Source organism: Amycolatopsis sp. WAC 01375 (assembly GCF_003947325.1).
In the GTDB taxonomy this organism is placed as follows: Bacteria; Actinomycetota; Actinomycetes; order Mycobacteriales; family Pseudonocardiaceae; genus Amycolatopsis.
Genome location: NZ_QHHW01000028.1, coordinates 1 through 20,183 on the forward strand (window position 1 = coordinate 1; position 20,183 = coordinate 20,183).

The 20,183-nt window shown below is 68.4% G+C and carries 19 protein-coding genes; 15 read left to right on the forward strand and 4 right to left on the reverse strand.

What is annotated here, in order from left to right; translation table 11 throughout:
* Window positions 1-216 precede the first annotated feature (216 nt).
* Window positions 217-1,503 (reverse strand): PLP-dependent aminotransferase family protein, encoded by a 1,287-nt coding sequence (locus DL991_RS18190; protein ID WP_125785527.1) that lies wholly within the window; start codon window positions 1,501-1,503, stop codon window positions 217-219.
* Window positions 1,504-1,666: 163 nt separating this feature from the next.
* Here DL991_RS18190 and DL991_RS18195 point away from each other — a divergent pair, with 163 nt between their 5' ends.
* The 11 genes from DL991_RS18195 to DL991_RS18245 all read left to right on the forward strand — a co-directional run bounded on the left by DL991_RS18195 (window position 1,667) and on the right by DL991_RS18245 (window position 14,290).
* Window positions 1,667-2,500, forward strand: a complete 834-nt coding sequence (locus tag DL991_RS18195) for an alpha/beta fold hydrolase (RefSeq protein WP_125785528.1) — start codon at window positions 1,667-1,669, stop codon at window positions 2,498-2,500.
* Window positions 2,497-4,230, forward strand: coding sequence for an amino acid adenylation domain-containing protein (locus DL991_RS18200; RefSeq protein WP_125785529.1), 1,734 nt, complete (start codon window positions 2,497-2,499; stop codon window positions 4,228-4,230). Before DL991_RS18195 ends, DL991_RS18200 begins: the two co-directional genes overlap by 4 nt.
* Before the next feature lie 14 nt (window positions 4,231-4,244).
* Window positions 4,245-5,435 carry a cytochrome P450 gene (locus tag DL991_RS18205; RefSeq protein ID WP_125785530.1) on the forward strand — a complete coding sequence of 397 codons (1,191 nt, stop codon included), beginning with the start codon at window positions 4,245-4,247 and terminating at the stop codon, window positions 5,433-5,435.
* A gap of 108 nt (window positions 5,436-5,543) precedes the next feature.
* Complete coding sequence (hppD, locus tag DL991_RS18210; RefSeq protein WP_125785531.1) at window positions 5,544-6,596, forward strand: 4-hydroxyphenylpyruvate dioxygenase; 1,053 nt, start codon at window positions 5,544-5,546, stop codon at window positions 6,594-6,596.
* Window positions 6,593-7,669 carry an alpha-hydroxy acid oxidase gene (locus DL991_RS18215; protein WP_125785532.1) on the forward strand — a complete coding sequence of 359 codons (1,077 nt, stop codon included), beginning with the start codon at window positions 6,593-6,595 and terminating at the stop codon, window positions 7,667-7,669. The genes hppD and DL991_RS18215 overlap by 4 nt, the downstream gene beginning before the upstream one ends.
* 100 nt (window positions 7,670-7,769) lie before the next feature.
* The gene (locus DL991_RS18220; protein WP_125785533.1) at window positions 7,770-9,119 is read left to right on the forward strand and encodes a cation:proton antiporter; all 1,350 of its coding nucleotides are present in this window, start codon (window positions 7,770-7,772) and stop codon (window positions 9,117-9,119) included.
* A gap of 171 nt (window positions 9,120-9,290) precedes the next feature.
* Entirely contained in the window at window positions 9,291-10,391 is a 1,101-nt protein-coding gene (gene dpgA, locus DL991_RS18225) for a 3,5-dihydroxyphenylacetyl-CoA synthase DpgA (protein ID WP_125785534.1), read from the forward strand.
* Window positions 10,385-11,047 (forward strand): enoyl-CoA-hydratase DpgB, encoded by a 663-nt coding sequence (gene dpgB, locus DL991_RS18230; RefSeq protein ID WP_125785535.1) that lies wholly within the window; start codon window positions 10,385-10,387, stop codon window positions 11,045-11,047. The genes dpgA and dpgB overlap by 7 nt, the downstream gene beginning before the upstream one ends.
* Window positions 11,044-12,258 (forward strand): (3,5-dihydroxyphenyl)acetyl-CoA 1,2-dioxygenase DpgC, encoded by a 1,215-nt coding sequence (gene dpgC, locus DL991_RS18235; protein WP_125785536.1) that lies wholly within the window; start codon window positions 11,044-11,046, stop codon window positions 12,256-12,258. The genes dpgB and dpgC overlap by 4 nt, the downstream gene beginning before the upstream one ends.
* On the forward strand, window positions 12,255-13,052 hold the full coding sequence (gene dpgD / locus DL991_RS18240) for an enoyl-CoA-hydratase DpgD (protein ID WP_125785537.1): 798 nt from the start codon (window positions 12,255-12,257) through the stop codon (window positions 13,050-13,052). Before dpgC ends, dpgD begins: the two co-directional genes overlap by 4 nt.
* A 161-nt stretch (window positions 13,053-13,213) precedes the next feature.
* A complete protein-coding gene (locus DL991_RS18245) occupies window positions 13,214-14,290 on the forward strand; it encodes a 3-deoxy-7-phosphoheptulonate synthase (protein WP_125785538.1) in 1,077 nt (358 codons plus the stop codon).
* Here DL991_RS18245 and DL991_RS18250 read toward each other — a convergent pair whose 3' ends face one another.
* Window positions 14,291-14,674, reverse strand: coding sequence for a helix-turn-helix domain-containing protein (locus tag DL991_RS18250; protein WP_217444265.1), 384 nt, complete (start codon window positions 14,672-14,674; stop codon window positions 14,291-14,293).
* Window positions 14,675-14,720: 46 nt separating this feature from the next.
* Between DL991_RS18250 and DL991_RS18255 the strand changes: the two genes are divergently transcribed.
* On the forward strand, window positions 14,721-15,299 hold the full coding sequence (locus DL991_RS18255; protein WP_233598885.1) for a hypothetical protein: 579 nt from the start codon (window positions 14,721-14,723) through the stop codon (window positions 15,297-15,299).
* Between the two features lie 362 nt (window positions 15,300-15,661).
* Here the strand turns inward: DL991_RS18255 and DL991_RS18260 are convergent, their stop codons facing one another.
* Window positions 15,662-16,558, reverse strand: a complete 897-nt coding sequence (locus tag DL991_RS18260) for an oxidoreductase (protein ID WP_125785539.1) — start codon at window positions 16,556-16,558, stop codon at window positions 15,662-15,664.
* Between the two features lie 88 nt (window positions 16,559-16,646).
* On the opposite strand from DL991_RS18260, the gene DL991_RS18265 reads away from it, so the two are divergent.
* A complete protein-coding gene (locus tag DL991_RS18265) occupies window positions 16,647-17,324 on the forward strand; it encodes a response regulator transcription factor (RefSeq protein ID WP_125785540.1) in 678 nt (225 codons plus the stop codon).
* On the opposite strand, the gene DL991_RS18270 is transcribed toward DL991_RS18265, so the two are convergent.
* Complete coding sequence (locus DL991_RS18270; RefSeq protein WP_125785541.1) at window positions 17,321-18,205, reverse strand: ADP-ribosylglycohydrolase family protein; 885 nt, start codon at window positions 18,203-18,205, stop codon at window positions 17,321-17,323. The two genes, DL991_RS18265 and DL991_RS18270, sit on opposite strands and share 4 nt — an antisense overlap.
* Window positions 18,206-18,553: 348 nt before the next feature.
* Between DL991_RS18270 and DL991_RS18275 the strand changes: the two genes are divergently transcribed.
* Both DL991_RS18275 and DL991_RS18280 read left to right on the forward strand, forming a co-directional pair.
* On the forward strand, window positions 18,554-18,868 hold the full coding sequence (locus tag DL991_RS18275) for a hypothetical protein (RefSeq protein WP_125785542.1): 315 nt from the start codon (window positions 18,554-18,556) through the stop codon (window positions 18,866-18,868).
* A 33-nt stretch (window positions 18,869-18,901) separates the two neighbouring features.
* The gene (locus DL991_RS18280; protein WP_125785543.1) at window positions 18,902-20,110 is read left to right on the forward strand and encodes a peptidoglycan-binding protein; all 1,209 of its coding nucleotides are present in this window, start codon (window positions 18,902-18,904) and stop codon (window positions 20,108-20,110) included.
* Window positions 20,111-20,183: the final 73 nt, after the last annotated feature.

Sequence of the window (20,183 nt, forward strand, 5' to 3'; positions counted from 1 at the left end):
GTCGTGAAGGGCCCCTTTGAGACCTTCGACGTTTCAAAGGGGCCCTTCACGACATCCCCACGACCGCGAAAGCTCACGTGAGTGCCTCTGGCCGGAGTCCTTCACGGACCGGCCTGGCCGCAGCCGGAACGTTTATTTCGCGATCAGGATGCGCCAATGCGGCATTGGGGACGATCAGTGGCCCAATGCCGCATTGGGCGCGCGACACGATTCCACTCAGGGGAGCCGCGGCTTGATGAGCGCCGCGAGCCGCACAACGCCCTCTTTGATCAATTCGGGCGTGAGCAGGCTGATCGACAGCCGGAGCTGATGGAATCCGCCCTTTCCGCCGTAGAAATGATGCATCGGGGTGAACAGCACGCCGTGGTCACGGGCGGCGATTTCCAGCAATTCGTCATCGACGACGAACGGCACTGTGACGGTGACGAAGAACCCGCCCGTCGGGCTATTCCAGCTGACGTCGGCGCACGAGCCGAGTTCGCGGTCGAGTGCGCTCAGGGTGAGCTGGAGATTGCGCTGGTAGATGGCGATTTCCCGCGCGTTCGCCTTGGTGAGGCTGAAATCGTTGAGCAGGAGTTTGCCGGCGATCACGGCCTGCGCGATGGGCGAGGTGTTCACCGTGAGCATGCCCTTGAGCTTCGAAAGCTGGTCGGCGTACAGGCCGCCGTCGGCCATCCGCTGGTCCGCCACCGCGAAGCCGACCCGGGCGCCGGGCATGCCGGTCTTGGCGAAGGAGCCGAGGTAGACCACGGATCCCGACCGGTCGAGGGATTTCAGCGAGGGCAGCCGCTCGGCGCCGAACAACCCGTACGCGTTGTCCTCCAGGAGCAGGATCCCGTGCGATTCGGCGACGTCGAGGAGCCGGTGGCGCGAAGGGAGATCCATGCTGGTGCCGGTGGGGTTGGCGAAGTTGGGGGTCACGTAACAGGCCCGGGCCCGCTTGCCCTGTTCGTCGGCACGTTTGAGCTGGAGGACGAGGTCCTCCGGATCGATGCCGTTCTCGGTCGACCGCACCGGCCACACGGGCGTGTCGGTGAGCAGCGCCGCGCCGGTCAGGCCGACGTAGGTGGGGGCCGGGGCGAGCAGCACGTCCCGTCCGCCCGCCCGCAGCGTGCGGAGAACCAGGAACATGGCTTCCTGTGCGCCGACCGTGACGACGACGGATTCGGGGGCGGCGTCGATGTTCTCGTCCTCGGCGAGATTCCGGGCGATGAGATCGGCGATGACGCCCTTGGTGGTGCCGTATTGGAAGAGCGTGCGGGTGACCACGGACTCCGCCATTTTCCGGTCGCGCCGGAGATGATCACAATAGGCGTCGAGGTACTCGTGAATGAGCCGCAGGTCGAAGAACTCTTCGTACGGCCTGCCTGCCGCCATGGAAATGGCCACAGGGTATTCGTCGATCAGTTCGTTCAGCAGATTCATCGACGAGATGGCCGGATCGGTGAGCGATCCGTGCAGCGTTTCCACGTTCAAGTGAGTGGACAGACCGTTTGAATCCATGAATACTAGGATTTCCATACGCCGTTGAGGTGTCAAGAAAAGTCCGTGGACGCCGGGAATGTTCCCGGGAACGTTCAGGCTGTCCATCGCCGAATCCTCGCCGACACTCGATCTCCGAAGGTACGGTCGGATCCGCGACAAGGCATTTTTCCGGAGGAGCATCATGCTGATGACAACCGAGAACGGGATCCGGTTGTCCTACAACGACTGTGGTGACGGCCCGCCCGTTCTTCTGCTGACCGGCACCGGGGCGCCGAGTTCGGTGTGGGACCTGCATCAGGTACCCGCGTTACGTGCCGCCGGTTTCCGCGTGATCACGATGGACAATCGTGGGATCAAGCCGAGCGACGACGGCACGGACGGCTTCACCATCGAAGATCTCGTCTCGGATGTGGCCGCCCTCATCGACTTTCTCGACGCGGTGCCGTGCCGCGTGATCGGGACTTCGATGGGTTCGTACATCGCGCAAGAGGTCGCGCTCGCCCATCCGGAACTGCTGCATTCGGTCGTGCTGATGGCGGCCTGTGGCAAGAGCAGCCTCGTCCAGCGGGAGCTCGCCGAGGGTGAGGCGAAACTGATCGAACAGGGCATCGAGTTGCCGCCGGGATTCCTCGCCGCCGTCCGCGCGATGCACAACCTGGGGCCCGCGACGCTCGCCGACGACGATCTCGCCGGAGACTGGCTCGACCTGTTCGCGGCGTCGGGGTCGTGGGGTGGTCCGGGTGTCCGGGCGCAGTTGTTGCTGAGCGCGTTGCCGGATCGCCTCGACGCCTATCGCGCGATCAAGGTGCCCTGCCACGTCGTCTCCTTCGAGCACGACCTCGTGGCGCCACCGGCCGCCGGGCTCGAACTGGCCTCGGCGATCCCCGGCTCGACCTACCGCACGATTCCCGAGTGCGGGCATTTCGGCTACCTCGAGAACCCGGAAGCGGTGAACCGCGAGCTGATCCGGTTCCTCCGCACCGAATCGCGCGAGACACTGGGAGAGACCGCATGACCGTCCTTTCGGCGGCCACGACACCGGCCCTGTTCGAGGCGACCGCAGCCGTGCTGCCGGATCGTCCGGCGGTGGCCATGGACACCACCACGCTCACCTACGCGGAGTTGAACGGTGAGGCCAACCGGCTCGCCCGACGGCTCGTGGCGCACGGCATCGGCCCGGAGCGGCTCGTCGCGCTGGCGATGCCGAGGTCGATCGAGTTCGTCATCGCGGTTTTGGCCGTGCACAAGGCAGGCGCCGCGTATGTGCCGGTCGACCCGGACTATCCGGAAGAGCGCAAGCGGCAGATGCTGGACGACACGTCGGCGCACTGCCTGCTGTCCCTGCCGGGTCAGGACGTGACCGGTGCCCCCGTCGTGCTGAGCGTGGAACGGGAGCCGGGCCGCGCCGAGCCGAACCTGGCCGACGAGGACCGGAACGGCCCGTTGCGCCCGGATCACCCCGCGTACGTCATCTACACCTCGGGCTCGACGGGACGGCCGAAGGGCGTGCTGGTCACGCATCGCGGCATCCCGAACCTCGCCGACGACTACGTGCGCCGTCAAGAACTGGGGCCGGAGAGCAGGTTGCTGGCCTTCGCGTCCCCCAGTTTCGACGCCGCGGTCGCCGAGTTCTGGCCGATCTGGCAGGCCGGTGGCTGTCTCGTGCTGGCTTCCGCACCGGATCTGGTGCCCGGCGAGCCGCTCGGCAGGCTGGTGCGGGATCAGCGCATCACCCATGTGACGCTGCCGCCGTCCGCGCTGGCGCCGCTGGAGGAGGCGGGTGGCCTGCCCGCCGGGCTGACCCTCCTGGTCGCCGGCGAGGCTTGCCCCGCCCCGGTCGCGAAACGCTGGGCCGTGGACCGCGTGATGATCAACGCGTACGGCCCGACGGAGACCACCGTCGCGGTGACCGCGAGCGAACCCCTGACCGGTGAGGAGACGCCGCCGATCGGCAGGCCGATCACCGGTGTCCGTACCTACGTCCTGGACGACAGGCTGAAGCCCGTCGAGGACGGGGACGTCGGCGAGCTGTACACGGTCGGCCCCGGTCTCGCCCGCGGTTACCTCCGACGAGCGGCCGCGACCGCGGAGCGCTTCCTGCCGGATCCTTTCGGCGGCCCGGGTGGGCGCATGTACCGCACCGGAGACCGGGTGCGGGCGCGTTCGGACGGCCAGTACGTCTTCGTCGGCCGGGTCGACGACCAGCTGAAGGTGCGCGGCCACCGGATCGAGCCGGGCGAGGTCGAAGCCGCCCTGCTGGCGGTGGACGGCGTGGCCCAGGCGGTGGTGACCGAACACGAGAACAGGCTCGTCGCCTATGTCGTCGGCACCGGCGGCACGCGCGTGCCCGCCGATCGGCTCTTGCCGCCGCTTCGCGAGCAACTGCCCGGATATCTGGTGCCCGACGTGGTCGTCGGTCTGCCGAGCCTGCCGGTCTCGCCGAACGGCAAGATCGACCGGGTCGCCCTGCCCACTCCCGAAGAGGAGCACGCGGGACGCGCGGCGGGCCGGGAACCCCTGACGCCAACGGAAATCATCCTGGCCGAACTGTTCGCCGAAGTGCTCGGCGTCAGCAGTGTCGGGGTGGAAGACAGCTTCTTCGAAATCGGCGGTCATTCGCTGCTCGCGACCCGGCTCGTGAGCCGGATCCGGGAACGTCTGAAGATCCGGCTGAGGGTGCAGGCGTTCTTCGACGCGCCGACCGTGGCACGGCTCGCCAAGGTGCTCGACGGCGCCCACCCCTGACCTGGAGACCATTCATGCAGACGACGGCAGCCGTCGACCTCGGCGATCCCGACCTGTACACGACTTTGGACCGGCACGACCGATGGCGTGCGTACGCGGCGGAAGACGCGATGGTGTGGAGTGAGCCGGGCAGCTCACCCAGTGGCTTCTGGTCGGTGTTCTCGCATCAGGCGTGCGCCGCGGTGCTCGGCCCTTCCGCCCCGTTCACCTCCGAATACGGGATGATGATCGGCTTCGACCGCGACCATCCCGACAACTCGGGTGGCCAGATGATGGTGGTGTCCGAACAGGATCAGCACCGGAAACTGCGCAAACTGGTCGGGCCGCTGCTTTCGAGGGCGTCCGCACGGAAGCTCTCGGAGCGGGTGCGCGCCGAAGTGCGCGGCGTACTCGACCAAGCGCTCGAGGGCGAGGTGTGTGACGTCGCCGCCGCGATCGGCCCGCGGATCCCCGCCGCCGTCGTCTGCGAAATCCTCGGTGTGCCCGCCGAGGACCAGGGCATGCTCATCGACCTGACCAATCACGCGTTCGGCGGCGAGGACGAGCTGTTCGACGGGATGACGCCGAGGCAGGCGCACACCGAGATCCTCGTCTACTTCGATGAGCTGATCACCGCGCGCCGCGCGAGTCCCGGCGAAGACCTCGTCAGCACCCTCCTTTCCGACGACGAACTTTCGATCGACGACGTGTTGCTCAACTGCGACAACGTGTTGATCGGCGGAAACGAGACCACGCGCCATGCGATCACCGGCGCGGTGCACGCTTTCGCCACGGTGCCCGGGCTACTGGACCAGGTGCGTGACGGGAGCGCGGACGTCGACACCGTCGTGGACGAAGTGCTGCGCTGGACCTCGCCCGCGATGCACGTGCTGCGGGTGACGACCGGCGAGGTCACGATCAACGGCCACGACCTGGAGGCGGGCACGCCGGGGGGCGCGTGGTTGCCCGCCGCGAACCGGGATCCCGCCGTGTTCGACGATCCCGACACGTTCCGGCCGGGGCGGAAACCCAACCGGCACATCGCCTTCGGGCATGGCATGCACCACTGTCTCGGCTCCGCGCTCGCGCGGATCGAGCTGGCGGTCGTGCTGCGGGAAGTGGCCGAGCGGGTTTCGCGGGTGGAGCCGGTGAAGGAGCCGGCCTGGCTGCGCGCGGTCGTCGTGCAGGGGTACCGGGAACTCCCGGTGCGGTTCACCGGCCGCTGACCCCGTCCGTCCGATGTGGACGGAAGTGTCAAGCGGACAACGTTGATGCGGAAATGGCTTCACGCCATCCTGTGCTCGAGGATCACATCTATTCCACGGAGGAATGTCTTGTCTGCTCAGGAAAGCACACAGAATTTCGAGATCGACCAGGTGGAAATGTACGTGGCCGACCTCGAGGCGGCCGCGACCGGCTGGAGGGACCGGTACGACTTCTCCGTCGTCACCACCGACCGGTCGGAGGACCACCGTAGCGTGACGTTGAGGCACGCCGCGATCACGCTCGTCCTCACCGAGCCGCTGTCGGATCGTCACCCGGGGGCCACGTACCTGCAGACCCACGGCGAAGGGGTGGCCGACATCGCGCTGCGCACTCCCGACGTGGCCGCCGCCTTCGCGGCCGCGGTGAAGGGCGGCGCCGAACCCATTCGCGAGCCGGAGAAGCGCGGCGACTCGGTCGTCACCGCCACCGTCAGCGGTTTCGGCGACGTCGTGCACACTCTGATCCAGAGCGACGCCACCGAGGAAGCCGTCCGCGGCGAGGGTGGCGTGGAGCTGGGGGAGATCGACCACTTCGCGGTCTGCCTGGACGCGGGCGATCTCGGCCCCACGGTGGCGTTCTACGAGCGTGCCCTCGGGTTCAAGCAGATCTTCGAAGAGCACATCGTGGTCGGTGCCCAGGCGATGAACTCCACCGTCGTGCAGAGCCTGTCGGGGGCGGTCACCCTCACGCTGATCGAGCCCGACAAGACCGCCGACCCCGGCCAGATCGACGACTTCATCAAGGAACACCACGGTTCGGGCGTCCAGCACATCGCCTTCACCAGCCCGGACGCGGTCACCGCGGTCAAGGAGCTTTCCGCGCGCGGCGTCGAGTTCCTGAAGACGCCGGACACCTACTACGACATGCTCGGCGAGCGGATCGAACTGGAGACGCACTCGCTGGACGACCTGCGCGAGACGAAGCTGCTCGCCGACGAGGACCACGGCGGCCAGCTGTTCCAGATCTTCACCGCTTCCACGCATCCGCGTAAGACGATCTTCTTCGAGATCATCGAGCGCCAGGGCGCCGGCACCTTCGGCAGCTCCAACATCAAGGCCCTGTACGAAGCCGTCGAGCTGGAACGCACCGGGCAGAGCAAGCTCGGCCCCGCCCGGCGATGACCCACCTCTGCCTGGACGACCTCGAGCGTGCCGCGAAGGCGGTTCTCCCCGGCGAGATCTGGGATTTTCTCGCCGGGGGCAGCGGCGCCGAGGTATCGCTGGCGGCCAATCGCACCGCGTTCGAGCGGATCTTCGTGATCCCCCGGATGCTGCGCGAGCTGACCGGCGGCACCACCGAGTCCGAGGTACTCGGCAGGCGCGCCGCGCTTCCCGTGGCGGTCGCGCCGGTCGCGTACCAGCGATTGTTCCATCCCGAAGGTGAGCTCGCGGCGGCACGTGCGGCGCGGGACGCCGGTGTGCCGTACACCATCTGTACTTTGAGCAGTGTCCCGCTGGAGGAGATCGCGGCCGTCGGCGGACGGCCGTGGTTCCAGCTGTACTGGCTGCGTGACGAGAAACGATCACTGGAGCTCGTACGCCGCGCGGAGGACGCCGGCTGCGAGTCGATCGTGTTCACCGTCGACGTGCCGTGGATGGGGCGGCGGCTGCGGGACATGCGGAACGGCTTCGCGCTGCCGGAAACGGTGACGGCGGCCAACTTCGACGCCGGGGCGGCCGCGCACCGGCGTACCGAAGGACTTTCGGCCGTCGCCGACCACACCGCACGCGAATTCGCCCCGGCCACTTGGAAATCCGTCGAGGCGGTGCGCAGGCATACCGACCTTCCGTTGGTGCTCAAGGGGATCCTCGCGGTCGAGGACGCCACGCGCGCCGTCGACGCGGGTGCCGCCGGAATCGTGGTGTCCAACCACGGAGGCAGGCAGTTGGACGGCGCCGTACCGGGAATCGAGATGCTGGAGGAGATCGCGGACGCGGTCGCCGGCGGCTGCGAAGTGTTGCTGGACGGCGGAATCCGGACCGGTGGCGACATCCTCAAGGCGGCGGCGCTGGGCGCATCGGGCGTGCTGGTCGGACGGCCCTTCATATGGGGGCTGGCCGCGGACGGCCAGGACGGCGCGCGGCAGGTGCTCGACCTGCTCGCCGTCGAACTCCGGAACGCGTTGGGCCTGGCGGGCTGCGACTCGGTGAGCGCGGCCCGGCGGTTGCGCACGAAGGTCGCTGGAAGCGGCTGAAGATCCGGCCGGCTTTCCCGTCGGCGAAGGCCACGTCGCCGGTGTTCGTGTCGACCCTCCGCAGTGCGTCTCCGCGGTGAATCTTTCCTGAAGGAGGAAGGTGCTTCTCTCGCTTCCCGCGCCGATCGCGCCGATCGCCGCGCACAGTCTCCTGATCTTCTTGCTCCAGGTCGGCCTACTTCTCCTGCTGGCCCTCGTTTTCGGGCGGCTGGCCGCCCGGTTCGGGATGCCGGCTGTCGTCGGTGAGCTGTTCGTCGGGGTGATCCTCGGTCCTTCGCTGCTGGCGTGGGCCGCACCGGGACTGCACGGCCGGCTGTTCCCGGCCGTCGCCGAGCAGTACCACCTTCTCGACGCCGTCGGCCAGATCGGTGTCCTGCTGCTGGTCGGTCTCACCGGCATGCAGATGGATATGGGCATGGTCCGGCGGCGCTTCGGTGCCGCCGCCGGAGTCGGCTTCGGCGGCTTGATCATTCCTCTCGGCCTGGGCATCGGCGCGGGATTCGTCCTGCCGAAGGAACTGATTCCCGAGGGGACCGACCTCACCGTCTTCGCGCTGTTCCTCGGCGTGGCGCTGTGCGTCAGCGCCATCCCCGTCATCGCCAAGACCCTCATCGACATGAACCTGTTGCACCGCAACGTCGGACAGCTCACGCTCGCGGCGGGAATGATCGACGACGTGGTCGGCTGGCTGATGCTGTCCGTCGTCAGCGCGATGGCGATCCAGGCCGTGACCGCGGGCACCGTGCTGCTCTCCCTCGCCTACCTGGTCGCCATCGTCGTGTTCGCACTCACCCTCGGCAGGCCGTTGGTGCGGGGTGTACTGCACCTCGCCGGCAGGTCCGACGGTGCCTGGACCACGGTCGGCGCCGTCGTCGCACTGCTTCTCCTCGCCTCGGCCGGAACGCACGCCCTCGGCCTGGAGGCCCTTTTCGGGGCTTTCGTCTGCGGGATCCTGATCGGTACGGCCGGCAAGGTGGACCCGGCCCGGCTCGCTCCCCTGCGCACCGTCGTCCTGTCGGTGTTCGCGCCGCTCTTCTTCGCCACGGCCGGTTTGCGGATGGACCTCACCGCGCTGATCCGCCCGGACGTCCTGCTCACCGGGCTCGTGGTGCTCGCACTGGCCATCATCGGCAAGTTCGCCGGCGTGTACGCCGGTGCGCGGCTCAGCCGTCTGAACAAATGGGAAGGACTGGCGCTCGGCGCCGGATTGAACGCGCGCGGAGTCATCGGGATCATGGTGGCCACGGTCGGCCTGCGGCTGGGCATTCTCGGCGTGGAGATCTACACGATCGTCATCCTCATCGCCATCGTCACACCGCTGATGGCACCGCCGATCCTGCGGTTCGCCATGAAAAGACTGGAGCACACCGCCGAGGAGCAAGTCCGTGAGACCGAACAACGGGCCTGGAGCACGCAACCGGCGAGAAGCCCGCAGGAGCAGATTCTTTGATGACGCCGATCCCCGGTCATCCATTCGGCCTTGGACGCGTTGACCGCCGAGATCACGGAAGCCTAATTTCGGAAATGTCCACTGAGATTCGCGAAAGGTGAGACCAATGCCCGCTGCGCGGTTCAAGCAACTGCTTCGTAGCAAGCTCAGAACATGGGGGTGGATGTACCGATGACTGCCATCATCGAACCGGCCGAGGACCTCTCCGTCCTCACCGGACTCACCGAGATCACCCGGTTCGCCGGTGTGGGAACGGCGGTTTCCTCGTCGTCCTACTCGCAATCCGAACTTCTCGAAATCCTCGGCATCGAGGATCCGAAGATCCGCTCGATCTTCCTCAACAGCGCCATCGACCGGCGTTTCCTCACCCTGCCGCAGGAGGGTCCCGGCGGTGCCCGCGCGGCGGAACCGCAGGGTGACCTTCTCGACAAGCACAAGAAGATCGCCGTCGACATGGGATGCCGGGCGCTGGAAGCCTGCCTGAAATCGGCCGGAGCGACGCTTTCGGACCTGCGTCACCTGTGTTGTGTCACCTCGACCGGTTTCCTGACCCCCGGGCTGAGCGCGCTGATCATCCGAGAGCTGGGCATCGACCCGCATTGCGGCCGTTCGGACATCGTGGGCATGGGCTGCAACGCCGGACTGAACGCGCTCAACGTCGTTTCGGGCTGGTCCGCGGCCCATCCGGGCGAACTCGGCGTCGTCCTGTGCAGTGAGGCGTGTTCCGCCGCCTACGCCCTCGACGGCACCATGCGGACCGCCGTGGTCAACAGCCTTTTCGGCGACGGATCCGCTGCCCTCGCGCTCATTTCCGGCGACGGACGCGTGCCGGGTCCGCGCGTCCTGAAGTTCGCCAGCTACATCATCACCGACGCCGTCGACGCGATGCGCTACGACTGGGACCGTGACCAGGACCGGTTCAGTTTCTTCCTCGACCCGCAGATTCCCTACGTGGTCGGCGCGCACGCCGAAATCGTCATCGACCGGCTGCTGTCCGGGACGGGCCTGCGCCGCAGCGACATCGGCCACTGGCTGGTGCACTCGGGCGGGAAGAAGGTGATCGACGCCGTCGTCGTCAACCTCGGCCTGAGCCGGCACGACGTCCGCCACACCACCGGTGTGCTCCGTGACTACGGGAACCTTTCCAGCGGCTCCTTCCTCTTCTCCTTCGAGCGGCTCGCCGACGAAGACGTCGCCCGCCCGGGGGATTACGGCGTGCTCATGACCATGGGGCCCGGGTCCACAATCGAAATGGCGCTTATTCAATGGTGACGCGTAACGAAAGCAAGGGCGAACTGGTGCTGCGCTTCGACGGTTCCCGTCCGCTGTCCGCCGCGGCGGTCGAGGAGATCGGCGGCCTTTGCGACCGTGCCGAGGACCGGCGCGAACCGGGACCGGTCGCCATCCACGTCACGGGCACCCCGCCCGCCGACTGGGCGAAGGGGCTGGCGGTCGGTCTTGTCTCCAAATGGGAGCGGGCCGTGCGCCGGTTCGAGCGGCTCGGCAGGCTCACGGTCGCGGTGGCGTCGGGCGAATGTGCCGGAATGGCACTGGATCTGCTGCTCGCCGCCGACATCCGGATCGCCGACCCGGGGACCCGGTTGCGGCTCGCCTGGGCGGGTGGCGGTGCCTGGCCGGGGATGAGCGTCTACCGGCTCACCCAGCAGGCCGGTGCGGCCGCCATCCGGCGGGCCGTGCTGGTCGGCACCCCGATCGAGGCGGATCGCGCGCTCGCCCTCGACCTGATCGACGAGGTGTCCGACGACCCGGCGAAGACGCTGGCCGAACTGGCCAGGGTCACGGACGGACCCGAGACGGCGATCCGCCGTCAGCTGATCTTCGAAGCGGGCTCGACCACCTTCGAGGAGGCGCTCGGTTCCCACCTGGCGGCGGCCGACCGGGCCTTGCGGCGGGAAGCCAAGTCGTGACAACGGATTCGCCAGGGCGCGATCTCCGGGCCCTGGCGGGGGAGGCCCACCGGGTCGACGACGACGTCCGCGCCCTGCGCACGGCCTTCGTCGAGGCGCACGCCGAAGAGATCTACGACGAGCTCACCGGCGGCCGGACACGGTACCTGCGCATCGATGAACTCATCCGGGCCGCGGCCCTCGCCTTTCCCGGTCTGGTGCCGTCGGAAGAGCAGATGGCGGCCGAGCGGTCGCGTCCGCAGGCGGAGAAGCTGGGGCGCGAGATCGACCAGGGCATCTTCCTGCGCGGGATCCTGCGCGCGCCGAAGGCCGGTCCGCATCTGCTCGACGCCATGCTGCGGCCCACCGCCAGGGCGCTGCGGCTGCTGCCCGAGTTCGTCGAGACCGGTGTCCTTCGGCTGGAGGCCGTCCGGCTGGAACGCCGTGACGGCGTCGCGTATCTGACCCTGTGCCGGGACGACTGCCTGAACGCCGAGGACGCCCAGCAGGTCGACGACATGGAGACCGCCGTCGATCTGGTGCTGCTCGATCCCTCCGTCCGGGTGGGACTGTTGCGGGGCGGGGTGATGAGTCATCCGCGGTACGTGGGGCGCCGGGTGTTCTGCGCGGGGATCAACCTCAAGAAGCTCAGTTCCGGCGACATCCCGCTCGTGGATTTCCTTTTGCGGCGGGAAATGGGCTACCTCCAGAAGATCTTCCGCGGGTTGCTCACGGACGGCTCGTGGCGGTCCCGGTTGACCGACAAGCCCTGGATGGCGGCCGTGGATTCCTTCGCCATCGGCGGCGGGACGCAGCTCCTCCTGGTCTTCGACCACGTGCTGGCGGCGTCCGACGCGTACCTCAGCCTGCCCGCGGCGAAGGAGGGGATCATCCCCGGCGCGTCGAACTTCCGGCTTTCCCGCATCGCCGGGCCCCGGGTGGCCCGGCAAGTGATCCTCGGCGGACGGCGGCTCCAGGCCGGCGAACCCGACGCCGAGTCCATTGTCGACGAGGTCGTCCCGCCCGAGGAGATGGACGCGGCGATCGACCACGCGCTGGCACGGCTCGACGGGGAAGCCGTGGTGGCCAACCGGCGCATGCTGAACCTCGCCGAGGAACCGCCGGAGGAATTCCGCCGGTACCTGGCCGAATTCGCGCTGCAGCAGGCTTTGCGCATCTACGGCGCGGACGTGATCGGCAAGGTGGACGGTTTCGCGGTGGGCTCGCGATGAGTGAAAGCCAGGTTCGGTACGAAAAGAAGAACCACGTCGCGTACGTGACGATGGACCGGCCCGAGGTGCTGAACGCGATGGACCGGCGGATGCACACGGAACTCGCCGGGATCTGGGACGACGTCGAAGCCGACGACGAGATCAGGGCGGTGGTCCTGACCGGTGCGGGAGACCGCGCCTTCTCCGTCGGCCAGGACCTCAAGGAACGCGCGCGGCTGACCGAGGAAGGCGTCGAGGCCTCGACGTTCGGCAGTGGCGGTCAGCCGGGACATCCCCGGCTGACCGACCGGTTCACGCTGTCCAAACCGGTGGTCGCCAGGGTGCACGGCTACGCGCTGGGCGGCGGTTTCGAACTGGTGCTCGCCTGCGACATCGTCGTCGCCTCCGAGGACGCGGTCTTCGCGTTGCCGGAGGTCCGCCTCGGCCTGATCGCCGGTGCGGGCGGCGTGTTCCGGTTGCCGCGACAGCTTCCGCAGAAGGTGGCGATGGGCTATCTGCTGACCGGCCGCAGAATGGACGCGGCGACGGCGCTTCGCCACGGGCTGGTGAACGAAGTCGTACCGTTCGCCGAACTGGACCGGTGCGTCGCGGAATGGACGGACAGCCTCGTGCGCGCCGCTCCGCTTTCGGTCCGCGCGATCAAGGAGGCCGCGCTGCGCTCGCTCGACCTCCCGCTCGAAGAGGCGTTCAAGACCTCTTATCCGTGGGAAGAACGCCGACGGCGCAGCGCCGACGCGAGCGAAGGAGCCCGTGCCTTCGCCGAAAAACGGGAGCCGATCTGGACCGGTCGCTGAATCGGCGGGAATCGGGTTGGACCATTGTTTCGAGTGGCGGATGGTGGAAGATTCCGGGTAATGCCGGGTTTGCCTTTTCATTCACCCGAGACCGCCGACCGGGCCGGGAAATCCCGGCTTTCCCGCCAGCCCGGTGACGGCAGAAATCCTGGACATCTGTGATGACAACCATCGCCGCGGTCGAACTCGACAACCAGCGCATCGACCGCATGGTCCCCTTGGTCACCCCTGCCTTGCTGCACCACGAACTGCCGCTCAGCCCCACCGCGGCCGACACGGTGCGGCAAGGCAGGGAAAACGTCCTCCGTGTCCTCGACGGCACGGACGACCGGCTGCTCGTGATCGCCGGGCCCTGTTCCATCCACGATCCCGCCGCCGCCCTCGAATACGCCGACCGCCTCGCCGCCCTCGCCGGCCGCTTCGTCAACGACCTTCTCATCGTCATGCGCGTGTACTTCGAAAAACCCCGCACGGTCGGCGGCTGGAAAGGGCTCATCAACGACCCGCACCTCGACGGCACCGGCGACGTCAACCGCGGCCTGCGCATCGCGAGGGATCTGCTCCTCGAACTCGCCGAGGGCGGCCTGCCCGCCGCGTGCGAGTGGCTGGACACCACCATCCCGGCCTATCTCGCCGACACCGTTTCGTGGGGCGCGATCGGCGCCCGCACGGTGGAAAGCCAGAACCACCGGATGCTGGCCAGCGGCCTGTCCATGCCGGTCGGCTTCAAGAACCGCCGCGACGGCGATGTCACCGTCGCGGTCGACGCCATCCGTGCCGCCGAGGCGCGCCACGTCGTCCCCGGTGTCGACCCCAGCGGGCTGCCCGCCATCCTGCACACCGCCGGCAACCCGGACTGTCACGTCGTCCTGCGCGGCGGCAACAGCGAGCCGAACCACCACCCCGCGTCCGTCCGCGCGACGCTCACCGCCCTGCAGAACGCGGGCCTGCCCCGCCGTGTGGTGATCGACGCCAGCCACGACAACAGCCGCAAGGACCATCTCCGGCAGGCCGTCGTCGCCGACCAGATCGCCGAACAGATCAAGAACGGCCAGCGCGGCATCGTCGGGGTCATGCTCGAATCCAACCTCCAGGCCGGCCGCCAGGACCTCCACCCCGACCGGCCGCTCACCTACGGCCAGTCCATCACGGACGCCTGCATCGACCTCGCCGCCACCCAGGAGGTCTTCCAGACCCTCGCCACCGCGACCGCCGCCCGCCGGGCCGGTGCGAAGTGACTACCTGATCGCCTCGGCGCACCCCATCGCCGGGTTCGGCGCGGCGTCGCCGCGGGTGCGCCGGAGATGCGCCTCACCCCAGACCCGGACCTCCTCGACCACGGGCAGGACCGTGGCGCCGTAGGGCGTGAGGCGGTAGATGACCCGCGCCGGGACCGGCCCGGTGACCACGCGTTCGACGAGTCCGTCGGCCTCGAGTTCACGCAGCTGTTCGGCCAGCACCTTGGGCGTGATCGGGGCGCCCCGGCGGCGAAGACCGGCGAAATGGGACTCGCCGTTGGCGAGCCAGTACAGCAGGGTGAGCTTCCATTTCCCGCCGATCGCGGCGAACGCCGCGGCCATCGGGCAGCCGGGCAGCGGATTGGGACGCGAAAGGTTACCCACAGGTGCCTTCTTGTTCATGGCCGTCCTCCGCTCGGATAGTCGGACCATGACGGTGCCATACAAACGAATCCTGACAGTGGGCCTTTCGGCTCTCCTTCTGATCGCGACGGCGGTCTCTCCCGCGGCCTCGGTCGCTTCGGTCGCCTCGGTTCCCGATGCGCAGCGAGCGTTCGACTGGGAAATCGGGACCTGGCGGTCCACGGTGCGGGTGCTCGCCGAACCGCTTTCCGGCTCCGCGGACCAGTGGCTCCAGTTCGACGGCACCAGCACCGTGCGCCCGCTCATGGACCGGCGGGCGAACGTCCTCGAGTTCGCGGTCTCGGGGCCGAACGGTCGCATCGACGCGCTCAACCTGCGGCTGTACGAACCTCAGGCGCAACGGTGGAGCCTGACATTCGTCAACATGCGCGACGGCCTGCTCACCCCGGCGGTCCACGGCGGCTTCCGCGACGGTGTCGGCGAGTTCCACGGCGACGACCGGCTCGGCGACCGGCCGATCAAGGTGCGCTTCCTCGTGGTCCGGCAAGGTCCGGACGTGGCTCGGTTCGAGCAGGCGTTCTCGGCCGACGGCGGGACGACCTGGGAAACGAACTGGGTCGCCGTGGACCACCGCATCCGCCGGTGATACCTGAAGTACAGCGGGTCGTGAGTGGCGATTCGGGTTTGTGTGATGCCCGGCTCGAAGTACGTGAAGGACCCCTTCCTGTACCTAGGCGCAAGGATGGGGTCCTTCATGTACCAGGGAAGGAGCCCTTCGCGGACCGGCGACCACTCACGTGAACGCCTGACTGGGGTCCTTCACGGACCGGGGCCTGGCATCAACCGCAGCCTGAACCACGTAGGTACCTAAGCCACCCTTGGCTCTGACCCGAATCGCCACTCACGACCACCGCTTTCCGGCGCCTTGGTCGCTTGAAGTCCGTGAAGGACTCCTTGAGGGACCCAGAGTCCCTCAAGGAGTCCTTCACGGACCGCGGTACCGACCGCTCAGCCCCGGCCGACCGTGTCGAGCAGCGCCAGTTCGTCGTCGCCCAGCCGGATGCCGCCCGCCGCGACGTTCTCCTCCAGATGCCGGGGATCGCCGGTGCCAGGGATGGCGAGGACGTGCTCGCCGCGGTGCAGGGTCCAGGCGAGCCGGATCTGCGCCGGGGTCGCGTCGTGTGCCGCCGCGACCTTCGCGATCTCGGCCTCGCCCGGAACGGCGCCGGGCGTGGGAGCGCCGGGAACCGACGTCGTGACGGCGAAGAACGGCACGAACGCGATGCCGTGCTCCGCGCACAGGTCGACCAGGGCGTCGTCCTCGCGGTCGGCCAGGCCGTAGCGGTTCTGCACGCAGACGACCGGTGCGATCGTCCTCGCTTCGGTCAGCTGGTCCGCCACGATGTTGGAGATGCCGAGGTGCCGGATCAGCCCCGCCTCGCGCAGGTCGGCCAGCGCGCCGAAGTGCTCGGCCACCGATCCGGGCTCCTTGCCCATCCCGGAGCCCCAGCGCAGGTTGACGACGTCGAGGTGGTCGAGACCGAGTTGCCGGATGTTCTCCTCGACCTGGCCGCGGAGCTGATCCGGCCGCGCGAACGAGAACTCGCCGTCGCTCGAGCGGCCCGCGCCGACCTTCGTGGTGATCACGAGGTCTTCGGGATACGGCTGGAGCGCGGTGCTGATCAACTCGTTCGCCGACCGCTGGGCAGTGAAGTAGAACGAAGCGGTGTCGATGTGGTCGACACCGAGTTCGATCGCGCGGCGCAGGACCGCGATCGCGTCCTCGCGGCGCTTGGGCTTCTCGTCCCACGGCATCCCGGTCAACCGCATCGCGCCGAGGCCGACGCGGTTCACGGTGAGGTCGCCGAGCCGCCAGGTGCCCGCGTCTTCGTGAAGGTTCGTCATACCCATCAGCGTTGCGACGGGCCCGCCGGCAGTCAGGAAATGGCAACAACCTGCCAGCTGGTCGCGCGGTTGGGGCAGTATCGATGCCATGCGGACAGGTGACGGCCTCACGAGGGCGGGCGATTCGGTCACGGTCGTGCGCGGCGAAGAAGAGCTGTTCCGCCGGGTCGGGCACCTGTTCTCGACCGTGACCGACCTGGCGTGCGCCGCCAACGACCTCGCGACCTGGGTGGCCGATCGCCGGTCGGACGAGCTCACCGCGGCCGCCGAGCGCCGCTCCGGCGAGGTGCGGATCCGCAAGATCTACCGGGCCGGTCTGCTGCTCGACTCGGCGTCCGCACGGGAGCTGGCGCGGGTCAGCGAGCGGTTCGGCGCGCGGATCCGCATCTCCGCCGAGGACGTCAACGAGACGATCATCCTGGATGGCCGGGTCGTGATCCTGGCAGGCGACCTCACCGCCGGGCAACGCGGCTACAGCGTCATCACCCAGCCCGAAACCGTGCAGGGCGTGATGTCGCTGTTCGAAACGGCCTGGCGATCGGCGACGGATCTCGCCGTCTACGACGCGCGGGTCGCCGAGATCCGGCGGCTCGCGCCCGCGGTGCTGGACCTGCTCGGCAGCGGCGTCAAGGACGAAGCCGCCGCCCGGACCCTCGGCCTCGGCGTGCGGACCTACCGGCGCCGGGTGGCGGAGCTGATGTCCGCGCTGGGCGCCGAATCCCGCTTCCAGGCGGGCGTCCGGGCACGCGAGCTCGGCCTGGTCTAGGCGCCCGCCCATTCCGGGAGCGGTTCGCAAGCGGCTCGCCAGGACGACGGCAGGCCGTCGACGCCGACGCGCGCGGCGACGATGCCCCCGACGATGGCGCAGGTGGTGTCGACGTCGCCACCGGCGCTTGCCGTGGCCCAGAAGGCCTGCTCGTAATCGTCGAGGTGGCGGGCCGCGGCCCACAGCGTGAACGGCACCGTGTCGTGGGCGCCGGTGTGGCTGCCGTTGCCCAGCTCGTGGGCGGCGGTCGCGGGCGAGGGCACGTGCGCCAGCTCCCTGGCGGCCAGGACACCGTCGCGCACCCGGCCGGGCGGTACCCGTCGCAGGACCTGGTCGAGGAGATCCGCCGGTGACGGCGGGGTGGGTGCGGCGGCCAGCGAGGCGGCGACCGCGACCGCGATCGCGCCGGCCACCCCGTCCGGATGGGTGTGGGTCACCTCGGCCGAAAGCGCCGCCTGACGCCCGGCCTCGTCGGGATCGCCGGCGAACCAGGCACCGAGCGGCGCGACCCGCATGGCCGCTCCGTTGCCCCACGAACCCTGTCCGTCGAACAGGTCGGTGGCCAGCTCACGCCACGAGCCGCCTTCACGGACGAGACGGAGCAAGCGGTTCATGGACGGCCCGTAGCCGCGGTCGAAATCGTGGTGTGTCGCGAAGCTCGCGGCCAAGCGGTCTTGGTCGACGTGGCCCGCCTGCGTCAGTACGACGAAAACGGAACACGCCATTTCGGCGTCGTCGGTCCATTGCCAGTGGCCTGGCGGCAGTTGCCGCCGTTGCCAGGCGTCGCGGTTGTCGGGGACGAAGAACTGGGAACCCAGCGCGTCGCCGAGGGCAAGTCCGTACAGGGAATTCAGGGCGCGAGTGCGCCGATCAGTGGTCATCGCGGCCCATCCTCGCAAAGGTCCCCGTATCCGGGAAACGAGTTGTTCCGGTGACCCGGCCGGGTGGAACCCGATCGCGGAACGTAGCCGGACCCGGCTCGCCGTCCCGTGATCCGCGGGGGTCGAGAGGGTAAGATCTTCCCGCCGAGGACGTCGTCGGCACGCGGTGGACCGGGTGCGGAAATCTTCCGGGAACCACCGCGCGGGCGGATGCGTCGATGTACACGAACGGCGTCATCGCGTTTCGGGAAACGACGCGCACGGGTGGGTGTGAACTCATAAGGTGCGCGGTAGAGCAGTGTGGGTCAGGCAAGCACGCGCGCAGGCGCCGGACTGGAGGGATCATCCATGACTCGCCGATTCGATCCAGAGCAGATCGCCGCGCTGGCCAAGAAGGTCGGCGGGCTCAAGGACGGCTTCAGCGGCACGGGCAAGGACCTTGGCGACGGTGATCCCGGAGGCGCGTTCGGCGACCTGAAGAACGCGGCCAGCACGGGGACCACGATGAAGGGGTTCCACCGCGGCGTGAACGCCGAACTGGCGGCCGCCGTGAAGCTGGTCGACGCGGCGTCGAACGCGTTGGCCAACGCCGCCCAGCGGATGCGGAACGACGAAGCCGCGGGTGTCGACACCCTCCGTGGCGGCGCCCGCGAGCGGGATTGATCGGACTGAGACGGGAAGCAGGGGGATTTACCGATGACCACCGCGGAGCGGAATCCGAGCACGCTCGACGACCCGTCGCATGACCGCCCGAAGTCGTTGGACGCCATCGACAAGCACGCCCAGCAGGCGCAGAAGCTGAATTCGGGCGCGGTCAACGACCAGGCGAGGAAGGTCGGCGGGGCGGCCACGAGGGCGAACGACCTCGGAGAAGACCTCAAGGTCTTCCGCGACGACGTCCTGCGCAACTGGGAGGGCAAGGACGCCGACGCCGTCGCCGAACACCTCGAAAAGCTCGGCAAGGCCAGCTACAAGGTGAGCGACAAGGCCGAGGCCGCCAAGAACATCCTCCAGCGGGTGTCCGAGATCCTCGACGAGGTCAAGAAGAAGGTCGCACAGCTCGCCCAGGAAGCCAATGACAAGGACTCGGACAATCGCAAGCTGATCGACTCGGCCCGGCGCCGGAAGAACAGTTCCGAGGACGAGAACGAAATCGCCGCCGCCGCGACGGACATCGAGCGCCTCCGGAAGCTCAACGAAAAAGACTCGAACGGCAAGAAGGACGAGATCGAGAAAGCGCTGGACGACGCCGAGAAGCAGATCGACGATCTCCTCAAGCCGCTCGGCCTCGAGATCGAAGGCGGTTTCATCGAGCTCATCCCCGCCGACGACGGCCAGACCACGGCGTCGAGCGTCAACGCGAAGCCGGTCAACTCCAACGTGGGCAGTGCGCCCAGCTACGGCGGTGGGGACGGCGGCGGTGGTGGTGGCGGAGGCGGCGGTGGCGGTGTCGCCGGGGTGCAGGGCGAGGGCAGCCCCGCCAAGCCGATCGACGCACAGGGGGACAACCCGGCGAAGATCGCCGAGCAGTTCCTCGGCCGCAACGCCGGTGACCTCAAGGGCAGTGGTGAACTGCCCGCCATGCAGTCGTGGGTGCCCAACAACGTCAACTGCGCGAACTTCGTTTCCGGCTGCCTCGAAGCGGCGGGCCTGATCGACAAGGGGCAGGCCAGTGCCTCGGTCGCGGGGCTGTCGGCCAACCTCGAGGCGGACGGCTGGAAGTCGGTGCCGCTCTCCGAAGCGAAACCGGGCGACGTGGTGATCTCGAACAACGGCGGGCACGTCGTGTTGTACGCGGGCGATGGCCAGTTCATCGGCTCGAACAACGTCAACCCCGACGGTTCGCAGAAGATCAGCATGGGCGGCGGTGGCGGCCTCGTGAAGATCCTCCCCCCGCCGACCTGATCCGAACCAACGCCAGAGCTTCACCGGGCAAGCTGATGCGGCCGCGTCGCTGTCCCGCCAGTGGGAGGTAGCT